Annotated in this window: 12 protein-coding genes and 2 pseudogenes; 10 read left to right on the forward strand and 4 right to left on the reverse strand. The window is 59.6% G+C overall.

Annotation, left to right across the window (positions count from 1 at the left end; genetic code table 11):
- Positions 1-83 precede the first annotated feature (83 nt).
- A complete protein-coding gene (locus M729_RS01000000135645) occupies positions 84-503 on the reverse strand; it encodes a helix-turn-helix domain-containing protein (protein ID WP_084652704.1) in 420 nt (139 codons plus the stop codon).
- 308 nt (positions 504-811) lie between these two features.
- On the opposite strand from M729_RS01000000135645, the gene M729_RS01000000135650 reads away from it, so the two are divergent.
- Positions 812-1,318, forward strand: coding sequence for a hypothetical protein (locus tag M729_RS01000000135650; protein WP_050596322.1), 507 nt, complete (start codon positions 812-814; stop codon positions 1,316-1,318).
- Positions 1,319-1,903: 585 nt separating this feature from the next.
- Here the strand turns inward: M729_RS01000000135650 and M729_RS1000000139350 are convergent.
- Complete coding sequence (locus M729_RS1000000139350) at positions 1,904-2,089, reverse strand: hypothetical protein (protein ID WP_027163082.1); 186 nt, start codon at positions 2,087-2,089, stop codon at positions 1,904-1,906.
- A 391-nt stretch (positions 2,090-2,480) separates the two neighbouring features.
- On the opposite strand from M729_RS1000000139350, the gene sbmA reads away from it, so the two are divergent.
- Positions 2,481-3,758 (forward strand): peptide antibiotic transporter SbmA, encoded by a 1,278-nt coding sequence (sbmA, locus tag M729_RS0123805; protein WP_027163083.1) that lies wholly within the window; start codon positions 2,481-2,483, stop codon positions 3,756-3,758.
- Between the two features lie 26 nt (positions 3,759-3,784).
- Here the strand turns inward: sbmA and M729_RS1000000137585 are convergent.
- A pseudogene (locus M729_RS1000000137585) lies at positions 3,785-4,122 on the reverse strand (polysaccharide deacetylase); the annotation flags it as partial.
- A 1,441-nt stretch (positions 4,123-5,563) separates the two neighbouring features.
- On the opposite strand from M729_RS1000000137585, the gene M729_RS0123825 reads away from it, so the two are divergent.
- Both M729_RS0123825 and M729_RS01000000135655 read left to right on the forward strand, forming a co-directional pair.
- Positions 5,564-9,817 carry a Ulp1 family isopeptidase gene (locus M729_RS0123825; RefSeq protein ID WP_245267619.1) on the forward strand — a complete coding sequence of 1,418 codons (4,254 nt, stop codon included), beginning with the start codon at positions 5,564-5,566 and terminating at the stop codon, positions 9,815-9,817.
- Between the two features lie 140 nt (positions 9,818-9,957).
- Positions 9,958-10,446: pseudogene (locus M729_RS01000000135655) on the forward strand (transposase); the annotation flags it as partial.
- A gap of 42 nt (positions 10,447-10,488) precedes the next feature.
- Here M729_RS01000000135655 and M729_RS0123835 read toward each other — a convergent pair.
- Entirely contained in the window at positions 10,489-11,214 is a 726-nt protein-coding gene (locus tag M729_RS0123835; protein ID WP_027163086.1) for a response regulator, read from the reverse strand.
- 876 nt (positions 11,215-12,090) lie between these two features.
- Between M729_RS0123835 and M729_RS0123840 the strand changes: the two genes are divergently transcribed.
- Genes M729_RS0123840 through M729_RS0123865 form a run of 6 tightly spaced genes read left to right on the forward strand, consistent with a single transcriptional unit; the run spans position 12,091 to position 17,588 of the window.
- Positions 12,091-12,873: a type IV secretion system lytic transglycosylase VirB1 gene (locus M729_RS0123840; protein WP_027163087.1), complete on the forward strand. Its 783-nt coding sequence runs from the start codon at positions 12,091-12,093 to the stop codon at positions 12,871-12,873.
- A gap of 14 nt (positions 12,874-12,887) precedes the next feature.
- Positions 12,888-13,253 (forward strand): pilin major subunit VirB2, encoded by a 366-nt coding sequence (gene virB2 / locus M729_RS0123845; protein ID WP_032809212.1) that lies wholly within the window; start codon positions 12,888-12,890, stop codon positions 13,251-13,253.
- Positions 13,253-13,579 carry a type IV secretion system protein VirB3 gene (locus M729_RS0123850; protein ID WP_027163089.1) on the forward strand — a complete coding sequence of 109 codons (327 nt, stop codon included), beginning with the start codon at positions 13,253-13,255 and terminating at the stop codon, positions 13,577-13,579. The genes virB2 and M729_RS0123850 overlap by 1 nt, the downstream gene beginning before the upstream one ends.
- Positions 13,579-15,948 carry a VirB4 family type IV secretion/conjugal transfer ATPase gene (locus M729_RS0123855; protein WP_027163090.1) on the forward strand — a complete coding sequence of 790 codons (2,370 nt, stop codon included), beginning with the start codon at positions 13,579-13,581 and terminating at the stop codon, positions 15,946-15,948. Before M729_RS0123850 ends, M729_RS0123855 begins: the two co-directional genes overlap by 1 nt.
- 13 nt (positions 15,949-15,961) lie before the next feature.
- Positions 15,962-16,642, forward strand: a complete 681-nt coding sequence (locus M729_RS0123860) for a type IV secretion system protein VirB5 (protein ID WP_027163091.1) — start codon at positions 15,962-15,964, stop codon at positions 16,640-16,642.
- A 58-nt stretch (positions 16,643-16,700) separates the two neighbouring features.
- On the forward strand, positions 16,701-17,588 hold the full coding sequence (locus M729_RS0123865) for a type IV secretion system protein (protein WP_027163092.1): 888 nt from the start codon (positions 16,701-16,703) through the stop codon (positions 17,586-17,588).
- Positions 17,589-17,606: the final 18 nt, after the last annotated feature.

Genomic DNA, 17,606 nt, shown 5'->3' on the forward strand with positions numbered 1-17,606 from the left:
CGCCGCGCTCTTAGGGTGGTGGAGGCACGAAGCTGGCCTTGGGAGATGCACCCGAACCGACAATGGCATTTGGCCTCCATCCTCTACGAGCGCCTTGACGATGTGTGATCCCGATCGGCGGATGCACGCGGTCGGGCGACCTCAAGTGCTTCGCCGTCAGGCCCGCAAACAAGGCCGTTTGGGGCGGCAAACGCCTCGCCCCACTCCTTCATCGCGTTCAGGACCGGCGCGAGCGTCTTCCCGAACTCTGTGAGAGAGTACTCCATGCGGGGCGGCACTTCGGCAAAGACCTGGCGTTCGACCACGCCGTCGATTTCGAGTTGTCGGAGTTGCATCGTGATGGAGCGGTGGCTCGGCTCGCCCACCATGCCCCGGAGTTCACCACGTCGTGGGCCGTTGAGGAGTTCGTAGATGATCAGCGGTTTCCACTTTCCGCCGGCCACGTCGACCGTCACCTCCACGGCACAGTTGTAGGCGAAGCTCCAATAATGTACTTTATACACCTATAGGCAAATATTGCCTACAAGAACACTTGTGGCATCGATATCCCTTTGGTCATTGGCAATTGTCAGGAGACCGAGAATGAGAGCTGCTTTCTACTACGGGCGGGGTTCCGCGAAGGGCGTCCTCCAGATAGGTTCTCTTCCTGATTCCGAGCCCAGTTCGGCGAGGTCCGGGTCAAGGTGGCCGTCTTCGGCCTGAACCCCTCGGATGTCAAGACAAGAACGGGCTTAGGCGGCAGGCCGATCCCCTTTCCCCGTGTGGTTCCCCATCAGGTGCGGCCGGGATCATCGACAAGGTTGGGCCGGGCATGTCCGAGGAGCGGATCGGCGAACGGGTCTGCGTTTTCAAGGCTCAGACAGGCCAGGCGTTCGGATCCGCGGACGAGTTCGTGGTGGTTCCTTCCTCCCATGCGCCCCCTCTTCCCGAGAATGCGTCGTTTGATGTCTGGGCATCGCGGCCATCACCGCCCATCGCTGCCTCTTCGCAGATGGTGATCTGCGCGGAAAGCGCGTTCTCGTCCAAGGCGGCGCGGGAGCCGTCGGCACGGCGGCCATCGTCCTCGCCAAATGGGCGGGAGGATCCGACGGTCAGGTTGTCGATGCCGTTCCTATCGACGATGTTCGGGGGCTATGCCTTCCGCTTCATATTCTTCTACACGATCCCTGAGGATGCGTTCCGCCAAGCAGTCGAAGAGGACTCCGCCTGCGGGGCGGCTGGGGCCTACTGGACGCAGATCGCGATGAAGCTGCCGCTCGACCGCTTGCCGAAGCGCATGAGGCACAGGAGAGGGGCAAGGCAGTCGGCAAGATCCTGATCGAAATCTGATCTGATCTTGCATTTTGGCGACGGAGCGTGCCACCCATCCCTCACTCGGAGTCGGGGCACATTTGCTGATTTCCTGCACGGCCTAAAAGCAGTCGTTCAGAAGATCGTCAACGGGCGGCTTCGAAAGCGCCGCCGGTAGTCGTTGGGCGTCAAGCCGACGATCCGGACCATGTCGGGATACGAGACCCAGTAGGTGCTGGGAGGATGACCTCGTCGCTTTCGCCGACGGGTGCCATCAAGGCGTTGTAGATGACCTGCTTCGATCCCACCCGTCACCTGATCGAAGGGCTATGCGATGATGGCCTGGCGCAGCGCCGGCGCATCGTTCACGGGCGTCTACCGCGTCTTGCCTGCTGCGAGGCGGCCAGGACCGCATCCTTGGGCCTCCTGTTGGCGCACGAGCGCCGTCGGCTGGGTAGCCAGCATCGCCCACCGCCACCGAGACCGGCAACTGCTACGCAGAAGGACGAAGCCGATGCCACACATCCATTCCGCAAATCTTTCTATCTAACAATTCGATTTCCCCGATTATCTGATGAGGAATATGAGGGCGCCAGGTGGCGTGGTGGGAGGCTCATCGGCCGATCACGAGGATTGGATGGCGGGTGACGAGGGCAATGACCGGCTTGAGCGTCGTCGCGGCAATGACAAGATCGAAGGTGGCGATGGCGATGATCACGGCATCGGCTGCGAGGGAAATGACTGAATCTGGGGCGGAACGGGCGACGACTATCTTCGCGGCGACAACGGCCGCTTCCAACGCGTCTCGTCGGCGAGGATCATGACAAGCTCTTCGGCGGTCCCGGCTACGATCTGCTCTCGTGGGTGACGCCAATGACAATTTGACCGGGGGGCCGGCAATGACACGTTTCTGTTCCAGTTCACAATTCGATCCACGGAGTAGTCGTAGGGACGGCGGGCATTACCACTACAGCGATTTCAACGCGAAGGAGGACACTTTCGCCTTCGATGCGGTGGGCCGCTGCGACGACAGTTTTGGCGCGAACTTCGTCAACAAAGCCGCCGCATAGTCTGGCAGCCCGTCTGCGGGTGCGAAGGGCAAGCATGTGGTGGTGATCACTGACCCGTATGTCACCTCCCGCTGACAGCAACGCTGCTGATTTGCGCTTCAACCGAGGAGTTTCCTCAACGTGTTCGTATCCTTCTTCCCGCAGCCGAAGCCTTTTTTCATCTCGGCCGCCGTCTGGAGCCTTCTGCTCGTCCTCCTGTGGTTTTTCGGCGGCGAACACCTTGGCACGATGCTCGGCATGCCGCCGGTCGATCCGCAGGCAGAACTCGTCATCAGCCCAATCAGATTCCTGACGCCGGCATTCCTCTGGTTTTACGGATATTTCTTCGTCGGTATAGGCGTATTCTACCTTTTCTGGGCGCTGTATTCCCCGCATCGCTGGCAGAACTGGTCGATCCTTGGCTCTGGTTTGATCATTTTCGTCACCAATTTCATCGTCCAGCTCAGCGTGGCGCTCAATGACTGGCGCGGCATGTTTTACGACATGGTGCAGAGGGCACTCACCACACCGGGCTCCGTTTCCGCTGCCGAGCTTTACTACGGCGTATGGCAGTTTCTGTCCTTGGCTCTGGTCTATATGAGCATTGCCGTTCTGAACGTCTTTTTTGTCAGGCACTATGTGTTTCGCTGGCGCACCGCGATGAACAATTATTTTACCGCCTACTGGCCGCGGCTGCGCCATCTCGAAGGGGCGTCGCAGCGCGTTCAGGACGACACGATGCGCTTCTCCGGCACAATGCAGGGGCTCGGAGTGAACTTCATCGACTCCATCATGACCCTGATTGCATTCCTGCCTTTGCTGGCCTCCCTGTCCCTCCATGTCTCAACGCTTCCAATCGTCGGCGCAATCCCTTATCCACTGGTCATCGCGGCGGTCGGGTGGTCGCTGTTTGGCACCGGCTTGCTGGCAATCGTCGGCATCAAGCTTCCCGGCCTGGAATTTCGCAATCAGCGCGTTGAAGCCGCTCTGCGCAAGGAACTTGTCCTCGGCGAGGACGATACGGCACGCGCGCAGCCACCAACGCTGGCCGAGCTTTTCAGAAATGTTCGGAAGAACTATTTCACGTTATACACTCATTATGTCTACTTCGACATGGTCCGCTATCTCTATCTCCAAGTCGACAACGTTTTTGCTACCTTTCTTCTTGTTCCGACCTTAGCTCTTGGCAAGATAACATTTGGCGTTTTCCAGCAGATTGTCACCGCGTTTTCCCAAGTCGCCAGTTCGTTCCAATATCTCGTGAATTCCTGGCCGACCATCGTCGAGCTGATATCCATCTACAAACGCCTGCGCGCCTTCGAGGCGACGCTTGAAGGGGCGCCGCTAACGGAAATCGACCAAGACTATTTGGCGCGAGAGCGGGCCGGCTTGCGCCTTGAGGATCAGCCGGTAAGCTGAGCGTGGCGGTCGGCGGGCGCTTCTCGTCAGCCACCCACCGACGTCTGCTTTTCGCCGTCACGTCGCCGTGAAACATAGTCGCAATAGCTGATGCACTCGACATCGGGCTTAATGCAGACCTCGCCGGCAAAGCGCTCCAGCGCATGCCAGTAGGCGCTGTCATTCATCAGCGTGAAATTGGACCGAGTTCCAACGGAATGCGTTTGTCCTGGTACTGCATATCGAAGGCGGTGCGGAAGGGTCTGTCCGGTCGGCGAATTCGTCCGCCTTGCTCGGCCGCTCGAAGCCGCCGGAATAAGATGTAATCCATCGCGATCACCCGCGTTGTGTCGGGAGCTTCCGGAATCTGCGGCAGCGAGAAGCGCTCCCCCGGCTGGGCAAAGAGGGCCCCGATAGCGGACAGGAGTTGCGAAACCCAGATAGAACGGCGTCTCGAACCAAAAGGCACGGATGTCAAACGTCATCAAAGCCTCGCCGCTACCCCCTGGCGGAACGTTGCGTACAGACTTGCCGCGCAGAAGCCCAAGGCGAGTGAGCACGCGATGCTAAAAGCCGCGCCGCATCTGCGTTGCCGGTTTGCGCCTCCAGTTCCAGAGCAGCGGCCATCGCCGAGAACTTGATGCCTTCGTTCGACTTGTCTTCTTTCGCCGTATGGTGAAGCGCTACGAGCTCCGTCATTCATTGCCGCCGCGCCCTAACTGCCCGCCTCGGTGTCCGACTGATATTGGACGACCTGGGTGTTTTGGAGCACCACCGTGTTATTGCGGATCGCGACTTCCTTGAGGCGTCCGGCCAGACCCTTGATGCCCAGTCCGCAGCGCTCTTGGGCACGAGGCCGGCGTCGGGCCACCCACCGTTTGCTGCTCGTGCGAAAGATTTGCGCTAATCTGCCATCTGGTGCCCCGAACCAGAAGTGATGTGCAACCTATAATCGTCGGAAACGACGGAATGTTACCGTTGTGCAGACGGTCGGCCAAACCGCTGCGTCGGCTTGGACTATCCCCAGGTAGCGCCGGCTGCGGCAACCTCATCGCCGTTCCTTTCGGGGTTCATGGGCGTGTCTCGCAGACCTGGCTGTGGCCGTCAAAGTCGATGGCGATGATCTGGCGCCGCCGCGAGAGGAGACCAGTGACCTGCGCCATAGCAGCAATCGGCATTGAACTTACGGGCAAGAACGAGGATGGGTTTGTCCTCGCCGAAGGACTCACGATGCCCTTCGGCCGACAGGGCTCACGCTCATCCGACGTCGCGTCCCAAGTTGGAGTACCGCGTCGGACCCACCAGCGGTCTGTATCTTGTCTTGGATTCCGTAGAATTTGAGCGGAGGCTTTGTAGTGTTGTTTTGTGTTTAATCGCCCAAAAGTGGCATAAGATTGCAGTGAGGAACGCCGGTCTACAGATTTGTTCCCCTGAGGGGCGCGAACCTTGTGCTCACCTGTTCTCGGTCACGGCTCTCGGCGTGACCCAGAGAGCCGCGAGAAGTCTCTGCGAGACTACAAGTGTAACACCATATTGGTTTAGCGGATCAAGCTTCGGGGGTAACCTCATGGGGTAGAGATACGACTCCTGGAAGCCGAGCAATGGATCGCGATAGCACACGGACACGTGCAGCTGGAAGTTCATCCCGCGACGGGAGGAGGGCCGAGCAACGGCGCACCGCTGCGCGGATTGGCGCAGAATATGACGATACAGTTTGATGTGAGGCTAGTGTGAACCCGCGAAATAGTAACCCATCCCGTGTAACAGCTTTGTCGCAGGTGCAGGGCGCCGGCTTGGGAGAGGGGCAGGCGGACCAGGCCCGGCAAGTGGGCTATAACCAGCACCTTGCCGAGGCCCGCAGGCTGTTGGATCAAGCTGACGAGTCGCCAACGAATCCAGAAGAGGTTCTGCGACTTGAACAGGGCTTCCGCGAAGTGCTTCAGCTACGGCAGCATGATCAAGCCGCCTCGTCCTTTTTCAGCGACCCAGGGATGCCCGCTCGACGGGGTGACCTAAACAGCATCGTTGCCGACGCTTTCGCAGCCACCGGCTCTGGGCACGCCGGAGTTGAGGCCGCTGCCCCGCCGCCGTTAGCTGCCAGCCAACAGCAGACTCGGCCCTGGCTGGAAGCGCTTGACCAGAGCAATCGCCTGCTACCCGAGTGGGTGATCATCAACGACGAACATTACACAGCGCTGGTGCGGCCAGCCGAGAGGCAGAGGGTCCTGAATACGCCGCAAGCCGCCGCCATTCAGCCGCCGCGGAGCGAAATCGGCAATTCAGGCGGCCGCGTGCCGATGCAGCCCCTCGTGCAGCAATTGGGTGAATTGCCATTGGAAGCGGTACCCGTTCAAGGGAGAGGGTCCGAGCACACCCGAAGGCTGCATGCAGAGGCGGCGCCCTTCGCAAGGTCTGAGGCGCCCCCCGCTGCCATCGAGTACTCCATCAACGTCTCATTCGCCGTGCCCAAAGACTTCTCCCACGGGATTCAACGCGTCCCAGACGCAATGCTCTCTTTCGTGGACCGCCATGACCCCTTGCCGAATGCGGGCCGGACCCGGCAAGCGAGACTTGAGCAGCACGTGGCCGAGCCGCGCCGAGCGAGCGGCGACCCTGCTACCCGCTATCCCCATCTGTCCGACGAACATCGGGACGTGATTGATAAGGCGATCGCCGATGCTGAGGCTCAGCAACACCATAGCGCGGGGACGCTCCGAATATACTCGGCTGCGCTTCGCCGATTAGCGAATGATCTCGGCGCTCGTGGCCAAGCGACTGATCTAAAAAATCACCAGTCCCTGGTCGATCACGTAGATGCTTTCCTTCCGAAAAACGGTGATATAAAGACGGCTTTGAACTTCCTACGTGCATATCATGAGCCGGGCTATTCGGCGCCTGGCCGGCGGCCAGTGCCGTCGAAGGCAGACGCGCATCTCTTGGAACAAGTGGCCAATGACAGCAGGTTGGCCCCAGGCAGCCGTGCTGTCTATGGTCGTAAGCTTCGCAGATTTTCTGAGGCGCTGGAGAGTCAGGGTCGGACGATCTCTGGGCTGGATCATGATTCGCGGATCGAATTCGCCGAGAGGTTGTTTCCAGGCAACCGCAATCTGCTCTCCGCGCTGCAACGGGTTAGCGATACGGAACCCGCGTCAGACAGGATCATGGCGGACGCTTTCGCAGCGGCCGGCTTTGGACACGCCGGAGTTGAGGCCGCCGCCCCGCCAACGTTAGCTGCCAGCCAACACCGGCCCTGGCCGGATGCGCTTGATCAGGGCAACCACCTGCCACCCGAGCGGGTCATCATCAACGACGAACATTACACAGCGCTGGTGCGGCCAGCGGAGACGCAGAGGGCCCTGAATACGCCGCAAGCCGCCGCCATTCAGCAGCCGCCGAGCGAAATCGGCATTTCAGGCGGCCGCGTGCCGATGCAGCCCCCCATGCAGCAGCTGGGTGAATTGCCATTGGAAGCGGTACCCGTTCAAGGGACAGGGTCCGAATACACCCGAAGGCTGCATGCAGAGGCCGCGCCCTCCGCAAGGTATGAGGCACTCCCCGCTGCGATCGAGGACTCCATAAACGTCTCATTCGCTGTCCCCAAAGGCTTCTCTCATGGGACTCAACCCGTCCCAGACGCGATGCTCCCTTTCGTGGGCCGCAACGACCCCTTGCCTGATGCGGGCAAGGCCCGGCAAGCGGGCTTTGAGCCGCACGTGGCCGAGCCGCGCCGAGGCGGACCTGTCGCGAGTGGCGCCCGTGCCACCGGCTATCCCCATCTGTCCGACGAACACCGGGATCTTATCGATAAGGCGATCGCCCACGCTGCGGCTCAGCAAAAATTGAGCGTGAGAACCCTCCAAAATTATAGGCGTACACTTCGCCGATTGGCGAATGATCTCGGCGCTCGTGGCCAAGCGACTGATCTAAAAAATCACCAATCCCTGGTCGATCACGTCGATGCTTTCTTTCCGAAAAACGATGAAATGAAGCCGGCGTTGAGCGTTCTGCGTGCGTATCATGAGCCGGGCTATTCGGCTACTCGCGGGTGGCGAGTGCCGGTGCCCTCAAAGGCAGACGTGCATCTCTTGGAACAAGTGGCCAATGACAGCAGGTTGGCTCCAAGCAGCCGTGCTGTCTATGGTAGTATTCTTCGCAGATTTTCTGAGGTGCTGGAGAGTCAGGGTCTGACGATCTCTGGGCTGGATCATGATTCGCGGATCGAATTCGCCGAGAGGTTGTTTCCAGGCTACCGCAATCTGCTCTCCGCGCTGCAACGGGTTGGCGATGCGGAACCCGCGTCAGACAGGATCATGGCGGACGCTTTCGCAGCGGCCGGCTCTGGACACGCCGGAGTTGAGGCCGCCGCCCCGCCAACGTTAGCTGCCAGCCAACACCGGCCCTGGCCGGACGCGCTTGATCAGGGCAACCACCTGCCACCCGAGCGGTTCATCATCAACAATGAACATGACACAGCGCCGTTGCGGCCGACGGAGAGGCAGTGGGTCCTGAATCCGCTGCAAGCCGCCGCCATTCAGCAGCCGCTGAGCGAAGGCGGCCGCGTTCCGATGCAGCCCCCCATGCAGCACTTGGGTGAATTGCCATTGGCGGGGGTACCTGTTCAAGGCACAGGGTCCGAACACATTGGAAGCCTGCATGCGGAGGCCGGGTCCTTTGCAAGGTCTGACGCACCCCCCGCTGCGGTCGAGGACTTCATCAACATCCCATTCGCCGTCCCTGAAGGCTTCTCCCATGGGACTCAACGCGTCCCAGACGCGATGCTCTCTTCCTTGTACCATCATGGCCTCTTGCCGGACGCAGACCAGCCGGAATGGAACTATGAGATTAAAGGTCAGGGCTACACCGCCCGGAGGCCAGAGGGAGGCAACGACGTTTGGCTTGTCCATCGCGGTGCGATGAGGGAAGCTGCAGCCGCAGCAGTACTGGCAAGGGCTCCAGGACACGCCTTGCCTGCGACCGCCATGCTGTCAGACACCTATCGCGGTGTTCCGTTCGTCGATCTGACCAGCTCTTCCGATGCACGGATCGGAGCTTCTCCGTCAGGCTCGTCCAACCTCCCCGAGGGGGCGGTGCTCGGCGCCGACCTGCTGGGCGACGCCCATATCCACAGGGATTACCGGTTGCTGGAGCAGGACCTGCAGGTGGCCCACCCAGCGCTCGCCGCCCGAACGCGGTTGGTGGATCCGTTGGTCTCCCAGCAACTGCGCCGTCACGACCGGGACGCGCAACTTACATTGCTGTCCATCTATCATCACAGCGACGTCGCAGCCGACTTCGTGTTCCTGCCGGTGAACAGTGGCAATCCTTTGGCTACGGGGGAGAATCAGGGACGCACTGAGCATTGGTCGCTGCTGCTCGTTGATCGCCGCGACCCGGAAAGAGCGGTCGCCTATCACTACGACTCCATCCATCAGCGCGATGGACGGGGATACAATGACGCGCCTGCACGAGAGCTCGCAGCAAGACTGGACGCGACCGCCCTGGTGACACCCGAAATGGCCCGGCAGAACAACGGTGTTGATTGCGGCGTCTTCATGTTGGACGGCACGCGCGCGCTGGTTCAGAGATTGGCGAACCAAGAGTGGCCGGAACGGCAGCGGCCGCTGCACCTCGACAAGCTCGTCGCCGATCGGCAGGCGCTGCAAAACCGACTGAGGCAGGGCCGCTTGCCGCACGAGCTTGCCGCAATCCCCGCGGAAGCCTTGGGAGCAGCCGGGTCGCAGGTGCAACACGCCGTGTTACAAGAGCAGCAAGCCCGACAAGTCGCGCCAGCGCCGTTTGACCAGCACTTGAGCAAGTCGCGCGAGGCCCCTAACGAGCTGCCGAGCCCACCTGACGGCAGCAACCGCGTGAACAGCGGGGGCGTCATCATCAACACTGAACATTACACAGCGCTGGTGAGACCGGCGAAGAGGCAGAGGACAGAGAATCCGCAAAGCCTCGCCATGGGGCGCCAGGCGAGCGAAGCAGACACGTCTTCCATCAGGCGTGACTCCGATCAAGCCCGAGCGGACCTCATGGCTTCCTCCAGAAGCCGAGAGCGCTCCGACGCAGGGCGTTGAGCTCGATGGCCAGGATGAAGTAGAACAGCTCTTTTGGCGACGGAGAGGCTGATGGGATCCCCGGACCGGTAGCTGTCGCCGCAATTGATCAGGCTGCCATTGCCACGTGATTGTAGACCTGGAAACGCGCCGATCGCCGCCAGGCGCTGAGACGGATCGCCGACCTCTACAGGATCGAGCCAGCGAACGACCGGCCGATAGACGCGGTGCGACGCGTCAGGAAAATAGCCGCTCTATTGTTGCCGACCTTGAACCTTTGGCTGCACGAAAGCTCGGCCTGATCGGTCACAAGACAAAGCTCGCCCGGTCAATACACGCTCTCACGTTGGGAAGGCGTTCCGCGCTTCATTAATGAAGGCCGCATCGAGATCGACAGCAACACCGTCGAGCGCTCAATCCGTCCGATTCGCGTTCAACCGCAAGGACGCGCTCTTCGCTGGCTCGAACGGCGGTGTCGAACACTGGGGCAGTCATGCATCGCTGAACGAAACCCGCAAGCATAATCGTGTCGAGCCACTCGGCTATCTCGCCGACGTCCTCAGCAGCATCGTCGACAGCCATCCAAGCAGCCAGATCCACGATCTGCGCCTGCCTACACCCGGGCGCCCGAGCTGAAGCCTGTGGCCTGAGAACGCTGCTTTCGCTTGATCAGCCTCGTCTGCTAGCTCCTGTCACGCGGCCAAGCTGCCTCCGTAGCTGACGTCAACGTCAGCGTTGAAGAAGTACCCCGCACCACGACACGTCTTGACCAGGCGAGGATTGGCCGCATCAGCCTCGAGCTTTCGGCGCAAGCGCAAGATCAGGACATCGATACTTCGATCGTAGACCTCTTCTCCACGCACACGGCTCGCGAGCAAAAGCCGTTCTCTGGATAGTACGCTGCGGGGGTTCTCCAGGAACGCGATCAAGAGATTGAACTCACATGCGGTAAGCTTGACCTCGCCACGCTCTGCACAGATCAGCCGCCGCTGCTTGACGCTGAGCTTCCAGGCTCCAAACCGGAACGAGCGATGATCTTTCGTTCGCGGACTGGCAAGGCGCTGGCGTAGCGCTACGCGAATGCGGGCCAGAAACTCGCGCAGCCCGAAAGGCTTGGGAATGAAATCGGTTGCGCCGAGCTCCAGTGCAACGACTTTTTCCGCCTCATCAAGCCGGTCGCCGCTGATCACTATGATGGGTAAATCCGATTTTGTCGCCAGATTGCGGACGATCGCAAGCCCATCCTCCCGGCCTAGATTGAGGTCAACCACCACGAGGTCGACAGGCTCATGGGATAGAACGTAGTTAAACTGCTTGCTATCGTTGACTGCGGTCACCTTCAAGGCATGCATCATGAGATACTCGGCGATGAGGCGTCGCATTGCGGCATCATCGTCAATGACAAGAACATGTTTCAACGGCTCACCTTCAATTTTGAATCCTGTCTAAAGCTGTTGCCGAGCAACCCTGGGGCGCCCACGCAGAACAGCTGCCCCTTGCTACCACTCGCCGTGGCGTGCGGCCAATGTGAGGCCGTGCTCGTCTTGGTCTTCTCATCCACAGCCAATTGACCGCACCAAGGCAGCCCGTGGCGACCAGAGGGTTCCAAGCGCCGGCATGACCCTGCCGTGGGCCACACTCCCTTTGAGCCAGTCACTATGCCTGCCGGTTGCGCCGTCGGACGCCGCCGATGGCGTGCGGTCATGTGCCGGTGGACTGTACATGATCCCCTGTGGCGGCCGGCCGAACAGCTGAATCAGGCTCGCACCAGGCTGGGCACCCGACGTCTTCCGATTGACCATCGCGCCGGGGATTTGCGCCTAGCTTCGCGGATGAGCTCGCGGTGTCGATGACCTGACCATGCAAGGCCGCGCATGACCATCCCCTTAAAGCAAATCGCAGCATACGCAACGTTGGGCAGCTTGGCGCCTCTCGGTTCTCCCATTCGATTGACCCACGGCACCCGCAGCCCGAATAAGCCGCCGAGCTTCCATTTGCTTTTGACCAGGCGCCCGTAGACGACCCCATCACCATCCATGACGCCGAAGCCGCGGCTTACGGTTCAGGAGCAACGGACCGTCGGTACGGGCCAAAATGCCTTGGATGTAGCCGGCTGATCGCGCCCGCGCCACCCACGCATGGGCAAGACTCACCACGCGGAGACCAACACGCACTTTCCTTCAAATGAAACCGAAAAGCTGAACTTGAACATCACGCAGTAACAAACCTCCCCGATAAGCGCGTGCCGGACAGGGCCAGAACCCGCCGCGGCTCGGAAAAGGGAGGTGTAGGAAATGTTTATTGCAGCTTGGCCGCTGGCCATTGTCCTGTTGACATCCATCTCACTCCCAGCCGAGCCCGCGCCACTTTCGCCCCGTGAGTTCCACAGCCTATCGCGCAAATGCGCTCCCTGGGTTGCGCCGTCCACCCTCGCAGCGATTGCCAAGATTGAAAGTGGCTTTGAAACGCTGGTGGCCCATGACAACACCACAGGTGAGCAGCTTCGCTGGATAGATCACCTGCAAGCCACGCGGGGCATCAAGGACCGTCTCGAAGCACAACATTCTGTCGACGTTGGATTGATGCAGATAAACAGCAAGAATTTTCCCAGGCTCAATCTCACGCCGGAAAAGGCTTTCGAGCCCTGCGCCTCGCTTTCGGCTGCCGCTCATTTGCTTGAGAGCCGGTATGCCGGCGGCACGACTGCTCCAGCGCAGCAACTGGCGCTTCGCCGTGCCATCTCGGCCTACAACACCGGCGACGTCACGCGTGGCTTCGCCAACGGTTACGTACGCAAGGTCGAGTCGGCCGCGAAGGACGTCTCAGGTCACCTTGGAACAACGCAGGAGCCGACCACTCAACCTGCGCCACACGATGAGGCACCCGGGCGGAAAGCCGTGCCGCCTCTGCTCCAACAGGGCCAACAGGCCAGTAGAAAGCAGCCCAACCAAAATTCCTGGGACATCTGGGGCTCCTATCAGCCAAACCGCTCCGGGGCCGATCCCTCCGGTCCGACCGGCAGCCAGGCTGCGCAAGAGCGGGAACCCTCGAACCCGAACAAACTCGTATTCGATTGAATCATGGAGATACAATGATGAAGCCACTCAAAATACTTCGTGCGCTTAAAACGCGTGTTCCTTCGCCTTTGTCCATGCTGCGCATGGCGGCTGAATATGTACCGGCCGCTGCTGCGGGCGTCGCATGGACGGTCTTCTCCGGCGGGCCAGCCGCGGCCCAGGTGACCGGAGGGACGGATCCTGCCAAGATGATCCAGAATATCAGCACCTTCATACTTGGCCCCTTCGGACAATCGCTTGCCGTGCTCGGACTCGTGGCCATCGGCATCTCGTGGATGTTCGGTCGTGCTTCACTTGGTCTGGTTGCGGGTGTCGTTGGAGGAATCGTCATCATGTTTGGCGCCAGCTTCCTGGGCAAGGCGCTCATAGGCGGCGGCTGATGAGCGACCGGTTGGAAGTGAGCACCCTCTATGTGGCGGCGACACGCCCCGCACTGTTTCTGGGGGTGCCGCTGACGCTGGCCGGAGCGCTCATGATGTTGGCGGGGCTCGTCATCATCATCCTTAAGAACCCGCTTTATGAAGTCGTGCTCGTGCCACTCTGGTTCGGAGCACGGCTGATTGTTGAGCGTGACTATAACGCCGCAAGCGTCGTGTTCCTCTATTTGCAGACCGCCGGCAGAAGCGTGGACGGACAGGTCTGGGGCGGCGCGAGCGTCAGCGCCAATCCGATTAGAGTGCCAAAACGCGGAAGAGGAATGGTGTAATGTTTGGCGCCAGTGGCCGGACCGAGAGATCTGGCGAGATCTACCTTCCGTATGTCGGTCATCTAAGCGATCAGGTTGTCCTTCTGGAGGACGGATCGATCATGGCCATGGCACATTTGAACGGACTGCCGTTTGATTTGGAAGACGCTGAGATGCGCAACTCGCGCTGCCGCGCGTTCAACACTCTCTTGCGCAACATAGCCGACGACAATGTCACGCTATACGCACACCTTGTGCGAAACAACGATGTGCCGGAGCCGGTATCGCGCCAGTTTCAAAGCGCATTCGCTGGCAGTCTGAGCGAGGCCTATGAGAGCCGTGTGCTGTCGGGCAAGCTGTTTCGCAACGATCACTTCCTCACTGTCATCGTGTTCCCCCGCACCGCCATCGGCAAGATCGGCTGGCGCATTGCCAAATCCCCCAGACGCGATGACAACGATCTGACCACACAAATGCGAAGCTTGGAGGACCTCTGGCAGATCATTTCTGGGTCACTCGGCGGCTACGGTCTGCGCCGGTTGGGTATTCGTGAGAAAGGCGACGTGCTCTTCACGGAAATCGGTGAGGCGCTTCGGCTGATAATGACGTGCCGGTTTCTTCCGGTTCCGATGGTTACCGGCTCACTTGGTGCCGCGATCTACACTGACCAGGTCATCTGCGGTAAGCGGGCGCTTGAGATTCGAAGACCCGGGGGTGGCTCCGTGGGATCATTGTTTTCGTTGCGTGAATATCCGGCGACCACGCGGCCAGGCATGCTAAATCCGTTGCTGTCCGCCAACTTCCCGCTTGTCCTTAGCCAGAGCTTTTCCTTCCTCACTCGGCCACAAGCTCATGCGAAGCTTAGCCTTAAGTCCAGCCAGATGACGAGCGCCGGCGACAAGGCTCTCACCCAGATCAATGAACTTGCCGAAGCAGAGGACGCACTGGCAAGCAACGAGTTCGTCATGGGTTCACATCATTTGAGCCTGTGCGTCTATGCCGACAGCCTCAACAGCCTTGGAGATCGCGCAGCAAATGCCCGCGCAAGGCTGGCCGACACGGGCGCCGTTATCGTCCAAGAGGGGATCGGCATGGAGGCCGCGTACTGGTCCCAGCTTCCGGGAAACAACAGGTGGCGAACACGCCCCGGGGCGATCACCTCGCACAATTTTGCCGGGCTTGTCTCCTTTGAGAACTTCCCAAGCGGTTCCACTTCCGGCCACTGGGGCAAAGCTCTTGCGCGCTTTCGCACGAACGGTGGAACTTCTTTCGACTACATCCCCCATGAGAACGACGTCGGCATGACGGCGATATTCGGGCCCGTCGGCAAAGGCAAGACGACGCTGATGACCTTTATCCTCGCGATGCTTGAGCAAAGCGTAGTCGACCGCGATGGTGCCATCGTCTTTTTCGATAAGGACCGGGGTGGTGAACTGCTGGTGCGAGCCACGGGAGGGACATATCTGGCGTTGCGCAGAGGCGCTCCGAGCGGCTTGGCCCCTCTGCGTGGACTGGACAACACCTCCGCCTCGTTGGACTTTCTGCGCGAATGGTTGATGGCTCTAATCGAGAGTGACGGCCGTGGCCCGATCTCGCCGGAGGAAAGCCGTCGACTGGAGCGTGGCATTGTTCGTCAACTTTCGTTCGAACCCGTCATGCGCTCAATTGCGGGCCTGCGCGAATTCCTGCTGCACGGCCCCTCCGAGGGCGCTGGAGCGCGGCTGCAGCGGTGGTGTAGAGGGAATGCACTTGGATGGGCCTTTGACGGCGATGTCGACGAAGTAAGGCTGGATGCCTGCATTACCGGCTTCGACATGACGCAGCTCCTGGAATTTGAGGAGGTCTGTGCGCCCGCCGCCGCGTATCTTCTGCATCGCGTGGGCGCTGTTGTCGATGGGCGTCGGTTCGTCATGAGCTGCGACGAATTTCGCTTCTATCTGCTCAACCCCCAGTTCTCGGCTGTTATCGACAAGTTCTTGCTCACCGTCCGCAAGAATAATGGGATGTTGATACTCGCAACGCAGCAGCCTGAACACGTGCTTGAATCGCCTCTCGGAGCCAGTCTCGTTGCACAATGCATGACGAAGATTTTCTACCCATCACCGACGGCGGATCGGGCTGCGTATGTCGATGGCTTGAAGTGCACCACGCAGGAGTTCGAGGCAATCCGCCAGGGAATGGCAATTGGCAGCCGCAAATTTCTGCTTAAGCGCGACAGTGGGAGTGTTGTTTGCGAATTCGACCTTGGCCAGATGCGCGAGTACGTAGCCGTACTGTCGGGGCGGGCCAACAGCGTGCGCTTTGCCGACCAGCTTCGTGACCAGCACGGAGATGCCCCAAGTGGGTGGCTCGATAAGTTCATGGCTCGTTACCACGAAGTTCAAGACTGACGGAGGAATATTCATGAGATTTGCCAAGCTTGGAGCGACGACGCTCGCTGCTTCTCTTCTGCTTAGCACACAGGCCCGGTCACAATTTGTTGTCAGCGACCCGATAACAGAAGCACAATCGATCTTAACAGCGGGTTCCACTGCGGCGATCCTTGTAAAGTCAATTGAGACGCTCGCTTTCACGATGGAAATGGTGCAGGTGCTAACGTCGTCATTCGGTGTCACGGGACTGTTGGGCGCACTTAACCAAGGAAATCACTACCCGTCGAGCAATAAGCTGGAGGGGCAGATGTTTGATGCACGGGCGCCAGTTTCGATCATGGCGCGTAACATTGCGCAAGACCCAACTCGGATAGTCACCGGCACCGATGCAGAAGGGAAACTGTTAGAGGGGCAAATCGCTGGTGCCGCCAATACCGCAGGTCTTGCAGCCGACACTCTGGACGTAATGGACAAGCGCCTTAAGGCGAACGACAACACGCTTGGTCAGCTTTCCAGTTCGAGAAATATTGTGCAGGCCACGGTGACCAACGGTCTGGTCCTCAAGCAGATTCACGATGCAATCATCCAAAATGTCCAGGCCACCAGTCTGCTGACGATGGCCACTGCACAAGGGAGCCTTCACGCAGTGGAGGAGGCCGCCACGCAGCGTCGGGAACGCCAGGACACCGCCAAGATGTTCAGCCTGCCGTGAACCACGCAGAGTTCATCCGGCTCAGTTCCGCTGATCAGGGACAAATCAGGCTCATGCCATGAGTTTCAGGATTCCCGCGCCATTCACGGCCATACACACGGTCTTTCATGTGGCTTTCACGTCAGGGCTGCACAACGTGCTTGAAAAGATCCAAGAGGCGATCAGCGCACCTTTGGTTGCGTGTGTGACGCTTTGGATAATAATCCAAGGCTGTCTGGTCATGCGTGGTCAAGTCGATGCGCGTGGAGGTATCTCTCGCGTAATCATGGTGTCGATTGTCGTCGGCCTTATCTTAGGGCAGGCCAACTACCAGAAATACATTGAAACGGTGTTCGACGACACGATTCCAAGGCTTGCTCACCAGATGAGTAGCAGCGACTTGCCCTTCATCGATATTCCCCGGAAGCTCGACTGGATGTTTGCTTCAACTCAGTATGCCTTTCAGATGATTGCATCCGAAATTGGGCCTATGAACGGCCAGGACACACTGGCATTCGAAGGAGCGCAATGGATTTTCTACGGCTCGCTGTGGACAGCGTTCGAAATCTATGATGCCGTTGGAATTTTGACGAAAGTACTCTTGGCGATCGGCCCCCTGGTTCTTGTCGGCTACCTTTTTGATCACACTCGAGACATGGCTACCAGATGGATCGGCCAACTGCTCTCGTACGGGCTGCTGCTTCTCCTTCTCAACATCGTTGCGACGATAGTTATCGCGGCCGAAGCAGCCTCGCTGGTGCTCATGCTTGGTATAATCAAATACTCGAGCACGACAGCAGCCAAGATCATCGGGCTTTACGAGATCGACATGCTTTTCCTGGCTGGCGACGCTCTGATCGTCGCACTTCCGACGATCGCCAGCAGCATCGCCGGCGGCTCTTGGGCAGGGGCGAACCGAGCTCCAAACAACCTCAATCGCTACTTTGCCAAAACGGGACGTGGTTAATCAATAACAAGCGAGGTG

Source organism: Mesorhizobium sp. WSM1293 (assembly GCF_000513875.1).
Lineage (GTDB): Bacteria > Pseudomonadota > Alphaproteobacteria > Rhizobiales > Rhizobiaceae > Mesorhizobium > Mesorhizobium ciceri.

Excerpts from the sequence above, each read along its gene's own strand:
- M729_RS01000000135650 (WP_050596322.1), top strand. The coding sequence starts at position 812 with ATGTCCGAGGAGCGGATCGGCGAACGGGTCTGCGTTTTCAAGGCTCAG.
- M729_RS0123840 (WP_027163087.1), top strand. The coding sequence starts at position 12,091 with ATGTTTATTGCAGCTTGGCCGCTGGCCATTGTCCTGTTGACATCCATC.
- virB2 (WP_032809212.1), top strand. The coding sequence starts at position 12,888 with ATGATGAAGCCACTCAAAATACTTCGTGCGCTTAAAACGCGTGTTCCT.
- M729_RS0123850 (WP_027163089.1), top strand. The coding sequence starts at position 13,253 with ATGAGCGACCGGTTGGAAGTGAGCACCCTCTATGTGGCGGCGACACGC.
- M729_RS0123855 (WP_027163090.1), top strand. The coding sequence starts at position 13,579 with ATGTTTGGCGCCAGTGGCCGGACCGAGAGATCTGGCGAGATCTACCTT.
- M729_RS0123860 (WP_027163091.1), top strand. The coding sequence starts at position 15,962 with ATGAGATTTGCCAAGCTTGGAGCGACGACGCTCGCTGCTTCTCTTCTG.
- M729_RS0123865 (WP_027163092.1), top strand. The coding sequence starts at position 16,701 with ATGAGTTTCAGGATTCCCGCGCCATTCACGGCCATACACACGGTCTTT.